A 15,460-nucleotide genomic window follows, 5' to 3' on the forward strand; every position below is an offset into this window, starting at 1 on the left:
GGGCAGGATCTCGGGCTCGCTGATTTCCTTGCCGCGCTTCTTGATGATGCCTTCGTCGGCCAGGTCTCGCAGCAATTGCTTCAGCTCGGCGCGGTCGGCGTTCCGGAGGCCGAACTCGCGGGCAATCTCCCGGGTTCCCACCTTTCCCGGATGCGCGCGAATAAAGGCGACGATTGTCTCGGTCGGGGGAAAGACGCTGTCGCGTTGCCGGGGCACTCTATCCGCTTGCCTTATCCACTTGCCTTGCCGGCGCTCTTCTTGGCGACAGACTTGGCGGCTTTTTTGGGCGAGGTTTTCTTGGCCGTTACCGGCGCCCGCGCTTTCGACGTGGATTCCGATTTCGGCTTGGCTGCCGATTTCTTCGCCACAGCCTTCTTGGCAGGGCCGGCCGCGCTATCGCTATCCGATTTGCCTGCCGGAGCCTTTTCGGCCTTTGGCTTGGCCGTCTTCTTGGGGCGCTTTGCACCGCCGCCCTTGGCTGCACGCTCGTCGATCAGCGCGATCGCTTCGGCAAGCGTGATGGTGTCCGGGGTCTTTTCGCCGGGGATGGTCGCATTGATGCCGCCCGCCGTGACGTAGGCGCCGTAGCGGCCGTTCTTGACCGCAACCGTGCCAAGCGTCGGGTGATCGCCCAGGGGCTTGCCGGGATCGGCGCCAAAGCGGCGGCCACTCGGGCCTTTTGCGACCTTTTCGGCGATCAGCGTGACCGCGCGATTAAGTCCGATGTCGAAGACTTCGTCGCCAGCTTCCAGGCTGGCATAGGTCTTCTCGTGCTTCACGAACGGCCCGAAACGGCCGAGACCGGCGGTGATCGGCTGGCCGGTTTCCGGATGCAGGCCGATCGTGCGCGGCAGTGACAGCAGTTTCAGCGCGAGCTCAAGGTCGACGTCGGCAGGTGAGGTGTTTTTCGGAATTCCGGCGCGCTTGGGCTTTTCGCCTTCTTCGTAATCCTTCTGATCGCCGAGCTGGATATAGGGACCGAAGCGGCCGGCCTTCACGATCACATCCCGGCCGGTCTCCGGGTCCTTGCCGAGCACGCGATCGGCGCTGGCTTCGCTGTCGGCCGCAAGGGGCCTCGTGTAGCGGCATTCCGGATAATTGGAGCAGCCGACGAAGGCGCCGAATTTGCCGGCCTTCAGGTTCAGCCGCCCGGTGCCGCAGCTCGGGCATTGTCTGATATCGCCACCATCCGCACGCGGCGGATAGATGTGCGGCCCCAGCATCTCGTCGAGAGCGTCGAGGACCTCAGCGACGCGCAAATCCTTGATATCGTTGACGGCGCCAATGAAGCCGCGCCAGAAATCCTTCAGCACCTCCTGCCAGGAAATCTCGTTGTTGGAGATGCGGTCGAGCTGCTCTTCCAGCGCTGCGGTGAAATCGTATTCGACATAGCGGGAAAAGAAATTTTCGAGGAAGGCGACGACGACGCGGCCCTTGTCCTCGCCATGCAGGCGCTTCTTTTCCAGCCGTACATAGCCGCGGTCCTTCAGCACCTGGAGGATCGAGGCGTAGGTCGAAGGCCGGCCGATGCCGAGTTCTTCCATGCGCTTGACGAGCGAAGCTTCAGAGAAGCGCGGTGGCGGTTCGGTGAAATGCTGCGTGACGGCGAGGTGCTGGCGCTTGACGTTTTCGCCTTGACTCATGGCGGGCAGGCGGCGGCTGTCCTCATCGTCACCATCGTCGTCGCGGCCTTCCTGATAGAGCGCGAGGAAACCGTCGAACTTGATCACCTGGCCGGATGCGCGCAGTTCCAGCGCGCGGGAGCCGGCCTTCGCCGTAATGTCGACCGTGGTGCGCTCGAGTTCGGCGGATTCCATCTGGCTCGCGATGGTGCGGGTCCAGATCAGCTCGTAAAGCTTGGCCTGTTCCGGATCGAGCCGCCGGCGCATATCGTTCGGGCGCCGCGACAGATCGGTCGGGCGGATTGCTTCGTGTGCTTCCTGCGCGTTCTTGGCCTTGGCCTGATACTGGCGCGGCGCGTCCGGGACATAGGCTTTGCCGTAATCCTCGCCGATCACTTTCCGCGCCTGCGTGATCGCCGATGGGTCGATCTGCACGCCGTCGGTTCGCATATAGGTAATGAGACCGGTGGTTTCGCCGCCGATATCTATGCCTTCATAGAGCCGCTGCGCGATCCGCATGGTGTGTGCGGGCGCAAAGCCGAGCTTGCGGCTGGCTTCCTGCTGCAGGGTCGAGGTGGTGAAGGGGGCTTGCGGGTTGCGCCGGGCCGGCTTTGCCTCGACCGAGGTCACCACGAAGGTGGCGGTTTCCAGCGCCTTCTTGAAATCCTCCGCTTCCGCGCCGGTTCCGATATCGAGGCGCTGGATCTTCTTGCCGTCGGCGCCGACGAGCCGCGCTTCAAAGGTTTCGCCGCGCGCGGTCGCGAGCGTCGCGACCAGCGACCAGTATTCGCGCGGCACGAACTTTTCGATTTCGAGTTCGCGGTCGCAGACGAGCCGCAGGGCCACCGATTGAACGCGGCCGGCCGAGCGGGCGCCGGGCAGCTTTCGCCACAGCACGGGTGAGAGGGTGAAGCCGACCAGATAGTCGAGAGCGCGACGTGCCATATAGGCGTCGACCAGCGCACCGTCGATCTGGCGCGGATGCTTCATCGCCTCCGAGATCGCCTGCTTGGTGATGGCGTTGAACACCACGCGCTCGATGGCCTGATCCTTCAGCGCGCGCTTTTCCTTCAAGACTTCGAGGACGTGCCAGGAGATCGCTTCGCCCTCGCGATCAGGGTCGGTTGCCAGAATGAGCTTGTCGGCGCCTTTCAGGGCCTTGGCGATATCGTTGAGCCGGCTGTTCGCCTTGGGATCGACTTCCCAGATCATCTGGAAGTTGGCGTCGGGATCGACCGATCCGTTCTTGGCGGGGAGGTCGCGAACATGGCCAAAAGACGCTAGGACTTCATAGGAAGCGCCCAGATATTTGTTGATCGTCTTGGCCTTAGCCGGCGACTCCACGATGACGAGATTCATGTCATTCCAAGGGCTTAGGGAAAAAATAAGGGCCGGTTCCGCAGGATTCGCGTCGGCCGTTCCCGACCGAACATGGGTGGTGAGGCCGCCCCTGTCAAATCGCCAGCGGTTGAAAGCAGGCGAAAGTGGGAAATTTACACCTCATACAGGTTGTAAAAATATTGCTCATGGTTGTATCACAAGGCGGCAGATTGTCTCTCCGGAACAGAAAAGTCCGGCCGGGAACGCGGCCCACGCGCAGGACCAGGAGATCTTGGTCGACGGCGGGGTGACCAGTTCGCCGGCCGGTGCACCGGTCTTCCGCAGGTGAATGCGTCCACCGATAAGGCCAGCGCGTCGAAATGCGCTGGCCGCTCTCTCAGAGAAGTGAGATCAATCCGCCGCCGTGGCGCTCCAGCCGCCCGGCGAGTTCAAGCTCGAGCAGCACGGTGCGCACCACTGCGGAGGAAGCGCCCGATAGGCGGATCAGGTCGTCGAGTTGGACGGGGGTGGGGCCGAGCAGGGAGACGACACGTTCGCGTTCGGCCTCATCAGGATCGGGCGCAAGCGGTTCGGCGTCGTCTTCGCGCAATTCGATCGGCCGCCGGCCCATGATCGGCTCGACGGCTTCGATGACGTCAGAGGCTTCCGTAATCAGCGTCGCACCCTGCTTGATCAGGCCGTTGGTGCCCGCCGCGCGTGGATCGAGCGGCGAGCCCGGCACGGCGAAGACTTCACGGCCCTGCTCGTTGGCCAGACGCGCGGTGATCAGAGAGCCCGACCGCAGTGCGGCTTCGACCACGATCACGCCCAGCGAAGCGCCGGAGACCAGGCGGTTACGCCGCGGGAAATCATGCGCGCGGGCCACATGGCCAAGCGGCATTTCCGAGATCGCGGCGCCATGGCCAAGAATTGCGGTCAGCAAATCCGTGTGTTCGGGAGGATAGATCCGGTCATGACCGCCGGCGAGCACGGCGAGCGTGCCGCCTTCGAGCGAGGCGCGGTGCGCGGCCTGGTCAATGCCGCGGGCGAGACCCGACGCAACAACAAATCCGGCGTCTGCGAGATCATGCGCCAGCACCTGTGCGAATTTCAAACCGGCGGCGGATGCGTTGCGCGAGCCGACGATCGCAATGATAGGCCGCATCAGGACTTCATGGATGCCGCGCACGCCGAGCAGCGGCGGCGCATCGTCCAATTCCGCCAGCCGTGGCGGATAGCCGTCTTCGCCCGGCGCGATCAGCCTGACACCGAGCCTGGCGCAGGCTTCCAGCTCGCTGCGTGCATCCGCCTCGCTCGGGATGCGCTGCGGCCGTGATGCGCCGCCGCGACGGGCGAAATCGGGTAGCCGCTCCAGCGCCGCTCGCGAGCTGCCGAAATGACGAACCAGCGAACGGAAAGTTCGTGGCCCGACATTGTCCGACCGGATCAGCCGCAAGCGGTCGATGCGCTCGGCCTCTGTCACTTGCATTGTCTGGGGCGATCGCGTGTCCATGTTGTCCAGAATGGATCAAGCCGAGCGCGTGGGGAAGGGGGCATTCCGCCCGCAACCCAGCCATCGTCGGGCCGCCCCTTGTCCCGGCTATTCCCCTCTTGCTACGCATAGACGCGGATGCCGGCGTCGCGCCGGATAAGAAGGGAAAACCCATGATCTCGCTCGCCGACCAGAAGCGCCGTATCGAGCAGGGCGCGCTCACCCCGGAGGCCGCGCTCGCGGAGTCGCTTGCCGCGATCGACAAGCATGAAGCTGACATCAAGGCCTTTGTTTGCCGCAGCAAAAACCCGAAGGCGCAGGCGCAAGGTCCGCTGGCCGGCATCGCCGTCGGCATCAAGGACATTATCGATACGGCCGACTTGCCGACCGAAATGGGCGCAGCGATCTACAAGGGCCATCAGCCACGCGCCGATGCGCCGATCGTGATGCTGCTCAAGCAGGCGGGCGCCACGGTCGTCGGCAAGACCACGACCACGGCCTTTGCGGCGAACGACCCGACGCCGACGCTTAATCCGCGCAATCCGGGCCACACGCCGGGAGGCTCGTCGTCGGGCTCGGCCGCGGCGGTCGGTGCCGGCATGCTTCCGCTTGCGGTCGGCACGCAGACCGGCGGCTCGGTGATCCGCCCCGCCTCGTTCTGCGGCGTGGCGGCGATCAAGCCGTCCTATCGGCTGTTGCCACCGGTCGGCGTCAAATGCTTTTCCTGGACGCTCGACACCGTCGGCCTGTTTGCGGCCGGCGTCGAAGACGTCGCGATCGCGCTCAGCGCCATCACCGGGCGCGGCGAACTGAACGCGGGAGAGATGACATCGCCGCGCATCGGCGTGGTGACGCAGGACTTTGCGGGTGCGCCTGAAGCGGGCGGGGCGGAAGCTCTGCAGCACGCGGTGCGGGCGGCAGCAAAAGCGGGCGCGTCGGTCCGCGAATTGAAGATGCCCGACATCGTCGCCGAAGCCTGGCGGATTCACAACGTGGTGCAGCAGTTCGAGGCGCATCAGGCGTTCGCCTGGGAGTACCGTGAGAAATACGACGCGATGCCGCCGCTGTTGCGCGGCCGGCTTGATGACAGTCGCCACTACACCGCCGCCGATTACGACGCGGCGCGTAACGTGGCGGCGAAGGCGCGCGCGGCGTTGAGCGAAATCCTCAAAGATGTCGACGTGCTGCTTGCGCTATCGGCGCCGGGCATTCCGCCCAAGGGTTTGGATTCGACCGGCGATCCCCGTTACAACGCGCTGTGGACGCTGATGGGCACGCCTTGCGTCAACGTGCCGGCCTATGTCGCCGAAGGCAATTTGCCGGTCGGCGTGCAGACCATCGCCGACTACTCGGACGATGCGAAAGCGATCGCTGCGGCGCGCTTCATGGAGCGGGCGCTGAAATCGTAACGCTATTTCTGTCCGATCTTGCCTTCTGTTCCTGCCATCAACCGGTTGATGTTGGCGCGGTGCATGTAGATCAGCAGCACGGTCATCAGCGCAGACAGCGCGGCGAGCGCCGGGTGGCCGAACCATAACAGGAAGATCGGCGTTGCGACGCTGGCGACCAGTGCCGAGAGCGAGGAATAACGCGAGATCACGGCCGTGATCAGCCATACCGCGCAGAACACGATCGCGGCCGGCCAAAACAAACCGATCAGGATGCCGATATAAACAGCGACGCCTTTGCCGCCCCTGAACTTCAGCCACACCGGGAAGAGGTGGCCGAGAAAGGCACCGAGACCGGCGAGCATCGCCGCTTCCGCACCGCCATGGCTCGCAATGATCACGGCGACCGTGCCTTTCAGCGCATCAAGCAAGAGCGTTGCGGCGGCCAGACCCTTGCGGCCGGTGCGCAGCACATTGGTGGCGCCGATATTACCCGAGCCGATCGAGCGCAGATCTTCCGTGCCGGCAAGCCGGGTCAGGACCAGGCCAAAGGGGATCGAGCCGAGTAGATAGCCGACGATCAGAGCGAGCGGCAGCCATGTATTTGCGGACATCACGGCCTCCCCATTGCCGTTATTGCGGGCTCGCCTCAGTGTGCCGCGTTTTCACGGCAGGGGCCAGCTTCGTCAGACATGTTCGTAGGCAGTGCGCCCACCGACGATGGTGCGAACGATGCGGCCGGAGAAGCGCGCCTCGTCGAAGGGCGTGTTCTTGCACTGGGACTTGAGATCGGCGGGATCGAGCACCCATGGCGTCTCGGTGTCGATCACGATTACATCGGCCGGTGAGCCCGGCCGCAACGAGCCGCCGGGCAGGCCGAGCAATTCGGCCGGCCGCGTCGACAACGCGCGGATCAGCGTCTTGAAATCCATCTCGCCCCGGTGAATCAGCCGCAGAGCCGCCGGCAACATTGTCTCGAGTCCGACCGCGCCGACAGCCGCTTCAGCGAACGGCAGGCGCTTCACCTCGACGTCCTGCGGATTGTGATCGGACATGATCACGTCGATCAGGCCCGACGCGACGGCATCCACTAACGCGCGGCGATCGTCTTCGGTTCGCAGCGGCGGCGACAGCTTTAAGAACGTCCGGTAGGGACCGATGTCGTTCTCGTTCAGCGTGACGTGGTTGATCGACACCGAGGCCGAAACGTCAAGGCCGGCGTCCTTCGCCCGCTTGAGGATATCAAGCGATTCCTGGCACGTCAGCGAACCCGCGTGATAGCGGCCGCCGGTCAGGGCGACGAGACGCATGTCGCGCTCCAGCATCACCGCTTCCGCGGCGGTCGGGATGCCCATCAGGCCGAGCCGGGTGGCGAACTCGCCTTCGTTCATGACGCCTTCGCCAACCAGATGCGGGTCCTCGGTGTGATGAACGATCAGCGCATCAAAATCGCGGGCGTAGGTGAGCGCACGTCGCATGACCTGCGCATTGGTGACGCTCTTGTCGCCATCGGTGAAGGCCACCGCACCGGCGGCCTTCAAGAGACCGATCTCGGTCATTTCCTCACCGGCGAGGCCCTTGGTCAGCGCGGCCATCGGATGGATGTTGACGATCGCGGTGTCGCGGGCGCGCCGCAGCACGAAATCGACGGTCGCGGAGTTGTCGATCACCGGCGAGGTCGACGGCTGGCAGACGATTGTGGTGATGCCGCCGGTCGCTGCGGCCTGGCTGGCCGACGCAAAGGTCTCGCGGTGGCTGGCGCCGGGCTCACCGACGAAGGCGCGCATGTCGATCAGACCGGGCGCGACGATCCTGCCGGCGCAATTGATGATGTCGGTGCCCTCGGGAACGCCGGCTGCACCGATGCCCCGCTTGTTGTCGCGGATGAGGCCGTCAGCGATCAGGACGTCGCCGGGACCGTCGAAATCCCGCGATGGATCGATCAGGCGGGCGTTGGCAAGCAGAATAGGGCGGCGATCTGTAAGCATGGTCTTACGCATTTGGCAGGTTTCGGGCGAGCGCTTCCAGCACCGCCATGCGAACCGCCACTCCCATTTCCACCTGTTCGCGGATCAGCGATTGCGCGCCGTCGGCGACAATCGAGTCGATTTCCACGCCACGGTTCATCGGGCCCGGATGCATAACGAGCGCATCCGGCTTGGCGTAAGCGAGCTTCTTCTGATCGAGCCCGAAATAATGGAAATACTCGCCGCTCGACGGCACGAACGAGCCGTTCATACGCTCCCGTTGCAACCTTAGCATCATCACGATGTCCGCACCCTGCAGTCCCTCGCGCATGTCGCGGGCGACTTCGACGCCCATCCGCTCGATGCCCTGCGGAAGGAGCGTGGAGGGTGCCACGACGCGCACGCGTGCGCCCATCGTGTTGAGCAGGATGATGTTGGACCGCGCTACGCGCGAATGCAGCACATCGCCGCAGATCGCAACCGTCAATCCTTCCAGGCGGCCCTTATTGCGGCGGATGGTCAGGGCGTCGAGCAGCGCCTGTGTCGGATGCTCGTGTGCGCCGTCGCCGGCATTGATCACGGAACCATCGACTTTCCGCGCCAGCAGTTCAACCGCACCGGAGGCGTGATGGCGGACGACGAGAATGTCGGGGTGCATGGCGTTCAGCGTGACGGCGGTGTCCATGAGCGTCTCGCCCTTGCGGATCGAGGAAGAGGACACCGACATGTTCATGACGTCGGCGCCGAGCCGCTTGCCAGCCAGTTCGAACGACGACTGGGTTCGGGTCGAGGCTTCGAAGAACAGGTTCACCTGGGTGCGGCCGCGCAGCGACGTGCGCTTCTTGTCGACTTGTCGATTAAGCTCGACATATTCCTCGGAGAGGTCGAGGAGCCCGGTAATATCGGCGGCGGAAAGGCCCTCTATGCCCAGCAAATGCCGGTGACCGAGAACGAAGGTCGATTTCGATGCGGATGTCATTAAAGCCAGAGCTATAGGGGCAGGAGCGGCCCCTAGCAAGGCCGAAGAGGGAACTTAAAAGTTATCCCCCGGTCGCTCCGCTTTGCAGCCATCAAGGTTTCGTCAATTATGCTGGCGGAGAACCGCATTTTTCGCTGCGGCGCGGGTGCGCCGGCGCGTATGATCAAGCGACAGTGCGTCCCGCTGGGATATTCCATGACCAAGACTTCATTCGCGACCCATGAGGTGTTCAACCAGTCGCCGCCCTTGGTCGATGTCGATCTGTTTGCGCTGGATACGGCGCTTGCCGAGGCTGTCGCCGCCCATGGCGGGGCCGGGGCCACGAAGGAACTGTCCGAGTTCGGCCGCCATTGGGGTTCGGCGGCTATGGCCGAGCGCGGGCGGCTCGCCAATGAAAATACGCCGAAACTGCGCGCCTTCGATTCCAGGGGAAACCGCCGCGATCAGGTCGAGTTTCATCCGGCTTATCACGAACTGATGGCGCACAGCGCCCATGCGGGCCTGCATAATTCGACCTGGACCACTCGAGGGAAGTCCGCCGGCGCGCCGACCGAGGTGGTGCGCGCGGCCAAGTTCTACATGGCCGCAGGCGTCGAGACCGGGCATCTGTGCCCGATCACGATGACAAGAGCCTCCGTGGCGGCGCTCGCCTCACAGCCGGATCTCTTGCAGACGATCATGCCAGTCGTCGGCACCCGTGCCTACGATCCGACCTTCGCCCCGTGGCCGACCAAGCGCGGCATGACGCTCGGCATGCGCATGACCGAAAAGCAGGGCGGTACCGATGTGCGCGCCAACATGACGCGAGCGGAGCGCGACGGTGAGGCGTATCGCATCACCGGCCACAAATGGTTCATGTCGGCGCCGATGTGCGATGCGTTTCTGGTGCTGGCCCAGGCCGACCAAGGCTTGAGCTGTTTCTTCATGCCGCGTTTTCGTCCCGATGGAACGGTCAATGCGATCGAATTCCAGCGGCTGAAGGACAAGCTTGGTAACCGCTCAAACGCCTCGTCCGAAGTGGAATTTTTCGGCGCCTATGCCGAACTGGTCGGCGAGGAAGGCAAAGGCATCCGCACCATTATCCAGATGGTGCAGTTGACGCGGCAGGATTGCGCCATCGCATCCGTCGGCCTGATGCGTTCGGGCCTCGCCCATGCGCTGCAACACACGCGGCATCGCAGCGTGTTCCAGAGACATTTGTCCGATCAGCCCTTGATGCGTGCGGTGCTCTCCGACATGGCGCTCCACGTCGAGGCATCGACTGCGCTGGTAATGCGGCTCTGCCGGGCCTTCGACGGCGCGGGCGTGGACGCCAGCGAGGCCGCCTACATGCGGCTCTTGACGCCCGCGATCAAATACTGGACCTGCAAGAGCGCGCCGGGATTTCTCTACGAGGCGATGGAGTGCCTCGGCGGCAATGGCTATGTCGAGGAAGGCATTCTGGCGCGGCACTACCGCGAGGCGCCGGTTAACGCGATCTGGGAAGGCTCGGGCAACGTGATGTGCCTCGACGTCCTGCGGGCGCTGTCGCGCGAAGCGGGCGCGGCGACGGAAATTCTGCAGGGGCTTGCCCAGGAAACGGCTGGCCTGCCGGGGGCCGGCGAGGCGGCGGCCTTCATCGGAACAACGTTCCGTCGTGCCGACGCTGAAGGTATCGCGCGACTGGCGGTCGAAAGACTGGCGTTGCTGGCTGCCGCGGCTGCGCTCAATCGAATAGCGCCGCGCCATGCCGAACTGTTCGCAAGGACGCATCTTGCCGGGAATCACGGCGGCATGTACGGCGCCGTGGACTTGGCGAGCGAGGACATCGGCCGGTTGCTCGACCGGGCGCTGCCCCGCTGAGTGCGCTCTTTATCTGTAAAGGTCTGTTGATGGATTCTCTCAATCCTGAATCGCCTATCGCTGCCGAGCCGCTCTCAACGTCCACCCCCCGGGTCTGGAAGTTCTGGGGCACGGCATTTTGGGGTTTTGTCGTTTTCGCGGCGATGTTTCTCGGCCAATTGGCGGTCGTGGGCTGGTTTTTGTTCCGGCAAGGTGGGGCAATCGATCAGGAGACCTTCGGTGACGCGGTTCGTCATGTTGTCAGCCACGGGCTGACGATCTCGCTTTCGGTGATCACCGGATTGCCGGCAGTTGCCTTGGCGTTGTGGATTGCCATCCGGATCAAGGGCGCGCGCTTTTCCGAGTATCTCGCATTGCGCGGTTTCTCATGGAGAAACCTCGCGATTGGCGTGGTCGCGCTTTTCATCCTGGTCATGGGTTGGGATGCGCTTTCGCGGGCTACTGGGCGGGAGGTCGAGCCCGGCTTCATGGGCGATGTCTTGAAAACCGCCCGCGAAGACGGCGCACTCTGGCTTCTGATCCTGGCGTTCTGCGTCGCCGCTCCGATTACGGAAGAGTTCTTCGCCCGCGGTTTTCTTTACCGCGGTTGGTCGGAAACGTTTCTGCGGGTACCTGGCGCGATCGTCCTGTCATCGCTGGTCTGGACCGGGCTGCACCTGCAATACAACTGGTATTTTCTTGGCGAGGTCTTCTCGATCGGCTTGTTGCTCGGCTATCTGCGCTATCGCTCCAACTCGACATGGCTGACGATCATTCTGCATGGCCTGAACAACCTTGCGGCGGTCGTGCAGACCATCCTGCTCACCAGTTCATAGCTGCTTTCTCGAGAGCCGATCCAGCGCGCCTTGCAGGATGAAGATCGCGGCGTGCTCGTCGATCACCTCGGCGCGGCGTGCGCGGCTCATGTCCGTCCCGATCAGCTCGCGTTCAACGGCGGCGGTCGAGAGCCGTTCGTCCCACAGTCCGATCGCAAGCGCCGTCAGTTGCGAGAAATTTCGTGCAAAGGCGCGCGTCGATTGCGCGCGGGGGCCCTCGCTGCCGTCCATGTTGATCGGTAGCCCCAGAATGAAGCCGACCACGGAGCGTTCGGCGGCGATTGCGGCCAGCCGCGCGGCGTCGGCCTTGAACGCCTTGCGCTGGATGGTGGTCACGCCGGTTGCCAGCCGCCGGTCCGGATCGGACACTGCGACGCCGATCGTCTTGGTGCCGAGATCAAGCCCGATCAGCGCGCCACGCGCGGGCCAATGCGTGGCGGCTTCGATCAGCGGCAGAATGAGAGCGGGCATGGTGTTCGAATAACACCGCCTCAGCCGCGGCGCAAAGGATCGATCAAGCCGCGATGACGTGATCGGCCGCGGTGAGGCACGATGTGAAGCCGGTGAGGGCGCTGTATTGATGGGTGCTGCGGCGCTGAACGAAGAGCGTGTCCACCCGCGACCACGGCGTGTCGAGGGCATGGATGCTGATCTCATCGCGCTGCTGGCTGCGTTCGACCACGGCGCGCGGCAGCAGGGTCACTCCCATGCCGGCGGCGACACAGCCGATCATGCCATCCAGCGTGCCAAGCTCGAAACGCACGGCCGACGGCCAGCCAAAATCGGTGAGCAACTGCTCGAGCCGCTGACGGTAGGTGCAGCCGGTGCGAAACACGAGCGCAGTTGGACCGGATCCGGATGTGCCGGCACGGAGCGCGGTGAGGCTGGAGAAACGCAGCGCAGAGACCAACACCAACTCCTCGTGGAAGGCGACGGCGGACAAGAGATCGCCATGCTCGATCGGAGCCGCGACAAAGGCACCGTCGAGTGTTCCCTCCAATACGCCTGTGACGAGATCCGCAGTTGTTGCTGTCTTCAACGTCAGCGTCACTTTGGGGAAACGGCGGTGAAATTCTGCCAAAAGCCCCGGCAGACGGACGGCAGCGGTTGTTTCCATCGAGCCGATCGCAAGTGGACCCTTCGGCTCGCCATCGTCGCGTGCGGCGAGAAGCGCCTCGCGGGACAAAGCGGCCATCCGCTGCGCGTAGGGGAGCAGCCGGCGGCCAGCCCCGGTCAAGGTCATGCCGCGGCTATGGCGCTCAAACAATGCCGTACCGATTTCAGCCTCGAGCGCCTTAACTCGCTGGGTGACATTGGATTGCACGGTATTGAGTTCTTCGGCGGCGCGGGTGATGCCCCCACAGCGCGCGACGGCCGAAAACGTCACCAGGTCGATCAAATCCAGCGGCATGCTCTCGTTCTCATTTCGAGATGTCTGGGTTCTCTAATAATCACTTTTGAAGAATGGTAGGCTTGGCTACCATGCCTGTCCATAGCAACGGAGCGATGATGCCGATCAGCACGCCACTCACGTCCCTCCTGGGCATCAAGCACCCCGTGCTTTCAGCGCCGATGGCGATTATTGCCGGCTCGCGGCTGGTTGCGGCGGTCGGCCAGGCCGGCGGTTTTGGCATTCTCGGCGGCGGCTACGGCGAGAAGCAATGGCTGGTGCAGGAAACCGCCAAACTCCAGACATCCTCGGTGCCATTTGGCGTCGGCTTCATCACCTGGAGCATGGCCAGGAAACCGGAACTGTTGGATATCGCACTCCAGGCGAAGCCGCGCGCGATCATGTTGTCATTCGGCGACCCAAAGCCTTTCGGGCCGCGCATCAAGGCGGCCGGCAGTCTCTTGATCTGCCAGGTCCAGACCGAAGATATGGCAAAACAGGCGCTCGATGCCGGCGCCGATATTCTGATCGCGCAGGGCACCGAGGCCGGCGGCCATGGCGCTTCCCGCACGACGCTGGACATCGTGCCGGCGATTGTTGATTTCGCCGCAGGGCAGGTGCCGGTCGTCGCGGCCGGCGGCATTGCCGACGGGCGAGGGCTGGCTGCCATGATGGTGATGGGCGCCAGCGGCGTCCTGCTGGGTACGCGCTTTTACGCCAGTGTCGAATGCGATGGCGCGGACGAAGCCAAGAAGCGGATTTGTGCGGCGACCGCCGGTGACACGGTGCGCGGCATGATCTTTGATATTTCGCGCAAGATCTGGTGGCCCGCGCCCTTCACCGCCCGCACGTTGGTCAACGACCATGCGCGCAGATGGATCGGACGCGAGACCGAACTGGTCCACAATGTCGAGGCGGTTGCGGCCGAATACGGGGTCCAACGCGATGCTGGCAACTATGATGTTGCCGCCGTGTTTGCCGGGGGAGCCGCCGGCCTGATCCATGACATTCCACCCGCGAGGGAAATCGTCGAAAGGATCGTCAGCGAAGCCGACCAGATCCTCTCAGGCAGGCGGAACTTCCAGGCGGCGTGAAGTGCCGCTCGCCGATACACGCTCATTCATGCGAGACACGAACATGTGGCCCGACCGCCGATTGATCGACCTTTTCAGAACGGAATTTCCAATTGTGCTGGCGCCCATGGCGGGCGTGATGGACGCCGATCTCGTGGTTGCGGCCGCGCAGGGCGGTGCACTTGGCTCGCTGCCGTGCGCAATGCTTTCGGTCGAAAAGGCGCGTGAACAAGTTCAGATCATTCGCCAGCGGGTCTCCGCGCCGATCAATATGAATTTCTTCTGCCATAAGCAGGTCGCCGCCGACCCCGCTCGCGAGGCCGCCTGGAAGGAGCGGCTGGCGCCTTACTATAGGGAGCTTGGCCTGGATACCGCAGCACCGGTTAATGCCGCGAACCGGGTTCCATTTGATGGCGCGATGTGCGAGATCGTCGAAGAACTCAAGCCCGAAATCGTCAGTTTTCATTTCGGCCTGCCCGACAAAGATCTGACGGCGAGGGTAAAGGCCGCTGGCTGCAAAGTTGTCGCGGCGGCAACGACGGTGAAGGAAGCAATCTGGCTCGATGAGCACGGCGTTGATGCAATCATCGCGCAGGGCGCGGATGCCGGCGGCCATCGAGGCATGTTCCTGACTGAAAATATCTCCGAGCAGCCTGGTACCTTCGCCTTGGTGCCTCAGGTGGTCGATGCCGTGCATGTGCCTGTCATTGCAGCGGGCGGCATCGCCGACGGGCGGGGGATTGCGGCGGCCTTTGCACTCGGGGCGGCCGGCGTTCAGATCGGCACCGCTTACCTGCGCTGCCCAGAATCCAAGGTTTCCGCCCCGGCCCGCATGGCGCTGGCACAGGGGCGCGACGATTCCACCGTCATCACGAACGTCATGACCGGCCGCCCGGCCCGAGGTCTCATCAACCGCGCGATGCGCGAGATTGGTCCGGTTTCGGCGACGGCGCCGCAATTCCCCCACGCGGCGACTGCACTCGCGCCGCTCAGGGCGGCGGCAGAAAAGCAGGGCAGCCTCGATTTCAGCAATCTCTGGGCCGGTCAAGCCGTGCGGATGGGGCGGGATATGCCCGCAGCAGAACTGACGCGGGCCTTGGCCGGCAGCGCCTTGGCCCGGTTGAGCAAAATGGCGGGCTGAGCCCGCCTTGGCCACGGTTGCGGCGCAAAACCGGCCTCTGCTATACGCTAATGCCGCCTGTTTGAAGTTCCTGCGCCACACGCGGCGAACTCGGCCCAGGAACTTCAAATAGAAAGCGGCACGAGATCAAATGCTTGCTAGTGCCCATGACTTTCCGACGTTCGTGAGAGCGGCTGCTGAAGTGGCGCACGAACTTCGGAAAGTGGGCGCTAGGCGCAACCCCGCTTCGAGGCCATATATTAATGTCGGTTGATGCTGACACCGTCCGCCGTATCGCGCACCTGGCGCGTATCGGTGTGAAGGATTCCGAAATTGCCCATCTTCAGGGCGAGCTGAACGCAATGCTCAAGTTCGTTGAGCAGCTTGAAGAGGTCGACGTTGACGGCGTCGAGCCGATGACGTCGGTGACGCCAATGGCCATGAAGATGCGG

General features: G+C 63.7%; 14 protein-coding genes. 6 read left to right on the plus strand and 8 right to left on the minus strand.

Annotated elements, in window-relative coordinates:
* The 3 genes from NEZ08_RS11455 to dprA all read right to left on the minus strand — a co-directional run.
* A partial coding sequence (locus tag NEZ08_RS11455; protein WP_298106903.1) for a hypothetical protein occupies positions 1-216 on the minus strand: 216 nt, incomplete at its 3' end.
* Between the two features lie 14 nt (positions 217-230).
* Positions 231-2,981 carry a type I DNA topoisomerase gene (gene topA, locus NEZ08_RS11460; protein ID WP_298106904.1) on the minus strand — a complete coding sequence of 917 codons (2,751 nt, stop codon included), beginning with the start codon at positions 2,979-2,981 and terminating at the stop codon, positions 231-233.
* 358 nt (positions 2,982-3,339) lie between these two features.
* Positions 3,340-4,455, minus strand: a complete 1,116-nt coding sequence (gene dprA, locus NEZ08_RS11465; protein WP_298106906.1) for a DNA-processing protein DprA — start codon at positions 4,453-4,455, stop codon at positions 3,340-3,342.
* 152 nt (positions 4,456-4,607) lie between these two features.
* Between dprA and NEZ08_RS11470 the strand changes: the two genes are divergently transcribed.
* The gene (locus tag NEZ08_RS11470) at positions 4,608-5,843 is read left to right on the plus strand and encodes an amidase (RefSeq protein ID WP_298106907.1); all 1,236 of its coding nucleotides are present in this window, start codon (positions 4,608-4,610) and stop codon (positions 5,841-5,843) included.
* Positions 5,844-5,845: 2 nt separating this feature from the next.
* On the opposite strand, the gene plsY is transcribed toward NEZ08_RS11470, so the two are convergent.
* From plsY to NEZ08_RS11485, 3 genes are all read right to left on the minus strand, one after another.
* Positions 5,846-6,436 (minus strand): glycerol-3-phosphate 1-O-acyltransferase PlsY, encoded by a 591-nt coding sequence (gene plsY / locus NEZ08_RS11475; RefSeq protein ID WP_298106914.1) that lies wholly within the window; start codon positions 6,434-6,436, stop codon positions 5,846-5,848.
* Positions 6,437-6,508: 72 nt separating this feature from the next.
* Positions 6,509-7,810 carry a dihydroorotase gene (locus tag NEZ08_RS11480; RefSeq protein ID WP_298106920.1) on the minus strand — a complete coding sequence of 434 codons (1,302 nt, stop codon included), beginning with the start codon at positions 7,808-7,810 and terminating at the stop codon, positions 6,509-6,511.
* Between the two features lie 4 nt (positions 7,811-7,814).
* Positions 7,815-8,768 (minus strand): aspartate carbamoyltransferase catalytic subunit, encoded by a 954-nt coding sequence (locus NEZ08_RS11485; protein WP_298106915.1) that lies wholly within the window; start codon positions 8,766-8,768, stop codon positions 7,815-7,817.
* A 195-nt stretch (positions 8,769-8,963) separates the two neighbouring features.
* Between NEZ08_RS11485 and NEZ08_RS11490 the strand changes: the two genes are divergently transcribed.
* Together NEZ08_RS11490 and NEZ08_RS11495 are read left to right on the plus strand one after the other, a co-directional pair.
* Positions 8,964-10,610, plus strand: coding sequence for an acyl-CoA dehydrogenase family protein (locus tag NEZ08_RS11490; protein ID WP_298106916.1), 1,647 nt, complete (start codon positions 8,964-8,966; stop codon positions 10,608-10,610).
* 29 nt (positions 10,611-10,639) lie between these two features.
* Entirely contained in the window at positions 10,640-11,425 is a 786-nt protein-coding gene (locus NEZ08_RS11495) for a CPBP family intramembrane glutamic endopeptidase (RefSeq protein WP_298106917.1), read from the plus strand.
* Here NEZ08_RS11495 and ruvX read toward each other — a convergent pair.
* Positions 11,420-11,896: a Holliday junction resolvase RuvX gene (ruvX, locus tag NEZ08_RS11500; protein ID WP_298106918.1), complete on the minus strand. Its 477-nt coding sequence runs from the start codon at positions 11,894-11,896 to the stop codon at positions 11,420-11,422. The genes NEZ08_RS11495 and ruvX overlap by 6 nt on opposite strands.
* Before the next feature lie 43 nt (positions 11,897-11,939).
* Positions 11,940-12,830: a LysR family transcriptional regulator gene (locus tag NEZ08_RS11505; protein WP_298106921.1), complete on the minus strand. Its 891-nt coding sequence runs from the start codon at positions 12,828-12,830 to the stop codon at positions 11,940-11,942.
* Between the two features lie 104 nt (positions 12,831-12,934).
* Between NEZ08_RS11505 and NEZ08_RS11510 the strand changes: the two genes are divergently transcribed.
* The 3 genes from NEZ08_RS11510 to gatC form a co-directional block, all read left to right on the plus strand.
* On the plus strand, positions 12,935-13,909 hold the full coding sequence (locus NEZ08_RS11510) for a nitronate monooxygenase family protein (RefSeq protein ID WP_298106922.1): 975 nt from the start codon (positions 12,935-12,937) through the stop codon (positions 13,907-13,909).
* A 43-nt stretch (positions 13,910-13,952) separates the two neighbouring features.
* Complete coding sequence (locus NEZ08_RS11515; RefSeq protein WP_298106923.1) at positions 13,953-15,029, plus strand: nitronate monooxygenase family protein; 1,077 nt, start codon at positions 13,953-13,955, stop codon at positions 15,027-15,029.
* Between the two features lie 242 nt (positions 15,030-15,271).
* Positions 15,272-15,460: Asp-tRNA(Asn)/Glu-tRNA(Gln) amidotransferase subunit GatC (gene gatC / locus NEZ08_RS11520; protein ID WP_298106919.1), on the plus strand; the 189-nt coding region annotated here is incomplete at its 3' end.

Origin of the sequence: Bradyrhizobium sp. (genome assembly GCF_027451485.1) — a bacterium.
Taxonomy (GTDB): Bacteria; Pseudomonadota; Alphaproteobacteria; order Rhizobiales; family Xanthobacteraceae; genus Bradyrhizobium.

What these genes read in the sequence shown, in the direction of transcription:
- NEZ08_RS11510 (WP_298106922.1), top strand. Translation starts at nt 12,935, where the DNA reads ATGCCGATCAGCACGCCACTCACGTCCCTCCTGGGCATCAAGCACCCC.
- topA (WP_298106904.1), bottom strand. Translation starts at nt 2,981, where the DNA reads ATGAATCTCGTCATCGTGGAGTCGCCGGCTAAGGCCAAGACGATCAAC.
- NEZ08_RS11495 (WP_298106917.1), top strand. Translation starts at nt 10,640, where the DNA reads ATGGATTCTCTCAATCCTGAATCGCCTATCGCTGCCGAGCCGCTCTCA.
- NEZ08_RS11480 (WP_298106920.1), bottom strand. Translation starts at nt 7,810, where the DNA reads ATGCTTACAGATCGCCGCCCTATTCTGCTTGCCAACGCCCGCCTGATC.
- dprA (WP_298106906.1), bottom strand. Translation starts at nt 4,455, where the DNA reads ATGGACACGCGATCGCCCCAGACAATGCAAGTGACAGAGGCCGAGCGC.
- NEZ08_RS11490 (WP_298106916.1), top strand. Translation starts at nt 8,964, where the DNA reads ATGACCAAGACTTCATTCGCGACCCATGAGGTGTTCAACCAGTCGCCG.
- NEZ08_RS11485 (WP_298106915.1), bottom strand. Translation starts at nt 8,768, where the DNA reads ATGACATCCGCATCGAAATCGACCTTCGTTCTCGGTCACCGGCATTTG.
- NEZ08_RS11470 (WP_298106907.1), top strand. Translation starts at nt 4,608, where the DNA reads ATGATCTCGCTCGCCGACCAGAAGCGCCGTATCGAGCAGGGCGCGCTC.
- NEZ08_RS11515 (WP_298106923.1), top strand. Translation starts at nt 13,953, where the DNA reads ATGTGGCCCGACCGCCGATTGATCGACCTTTTCAGAACGGAATTTCCA.
- ruvX (WP_298106918.1), bottom strand. Translation starts at nt 11,896, where the DNA reads ATGCCCGCTCTCATTCTGCCGCTGATCGAAGCCGCCACGCATTGGCCC.
- plsY (WP_298106914.1), bottom strand. Translation starts at nt 6,436, where the DNA reads ATGTCCGCAAATACATGGCTGCCGCTCGCTCTGATCGTCGGCTATCTA.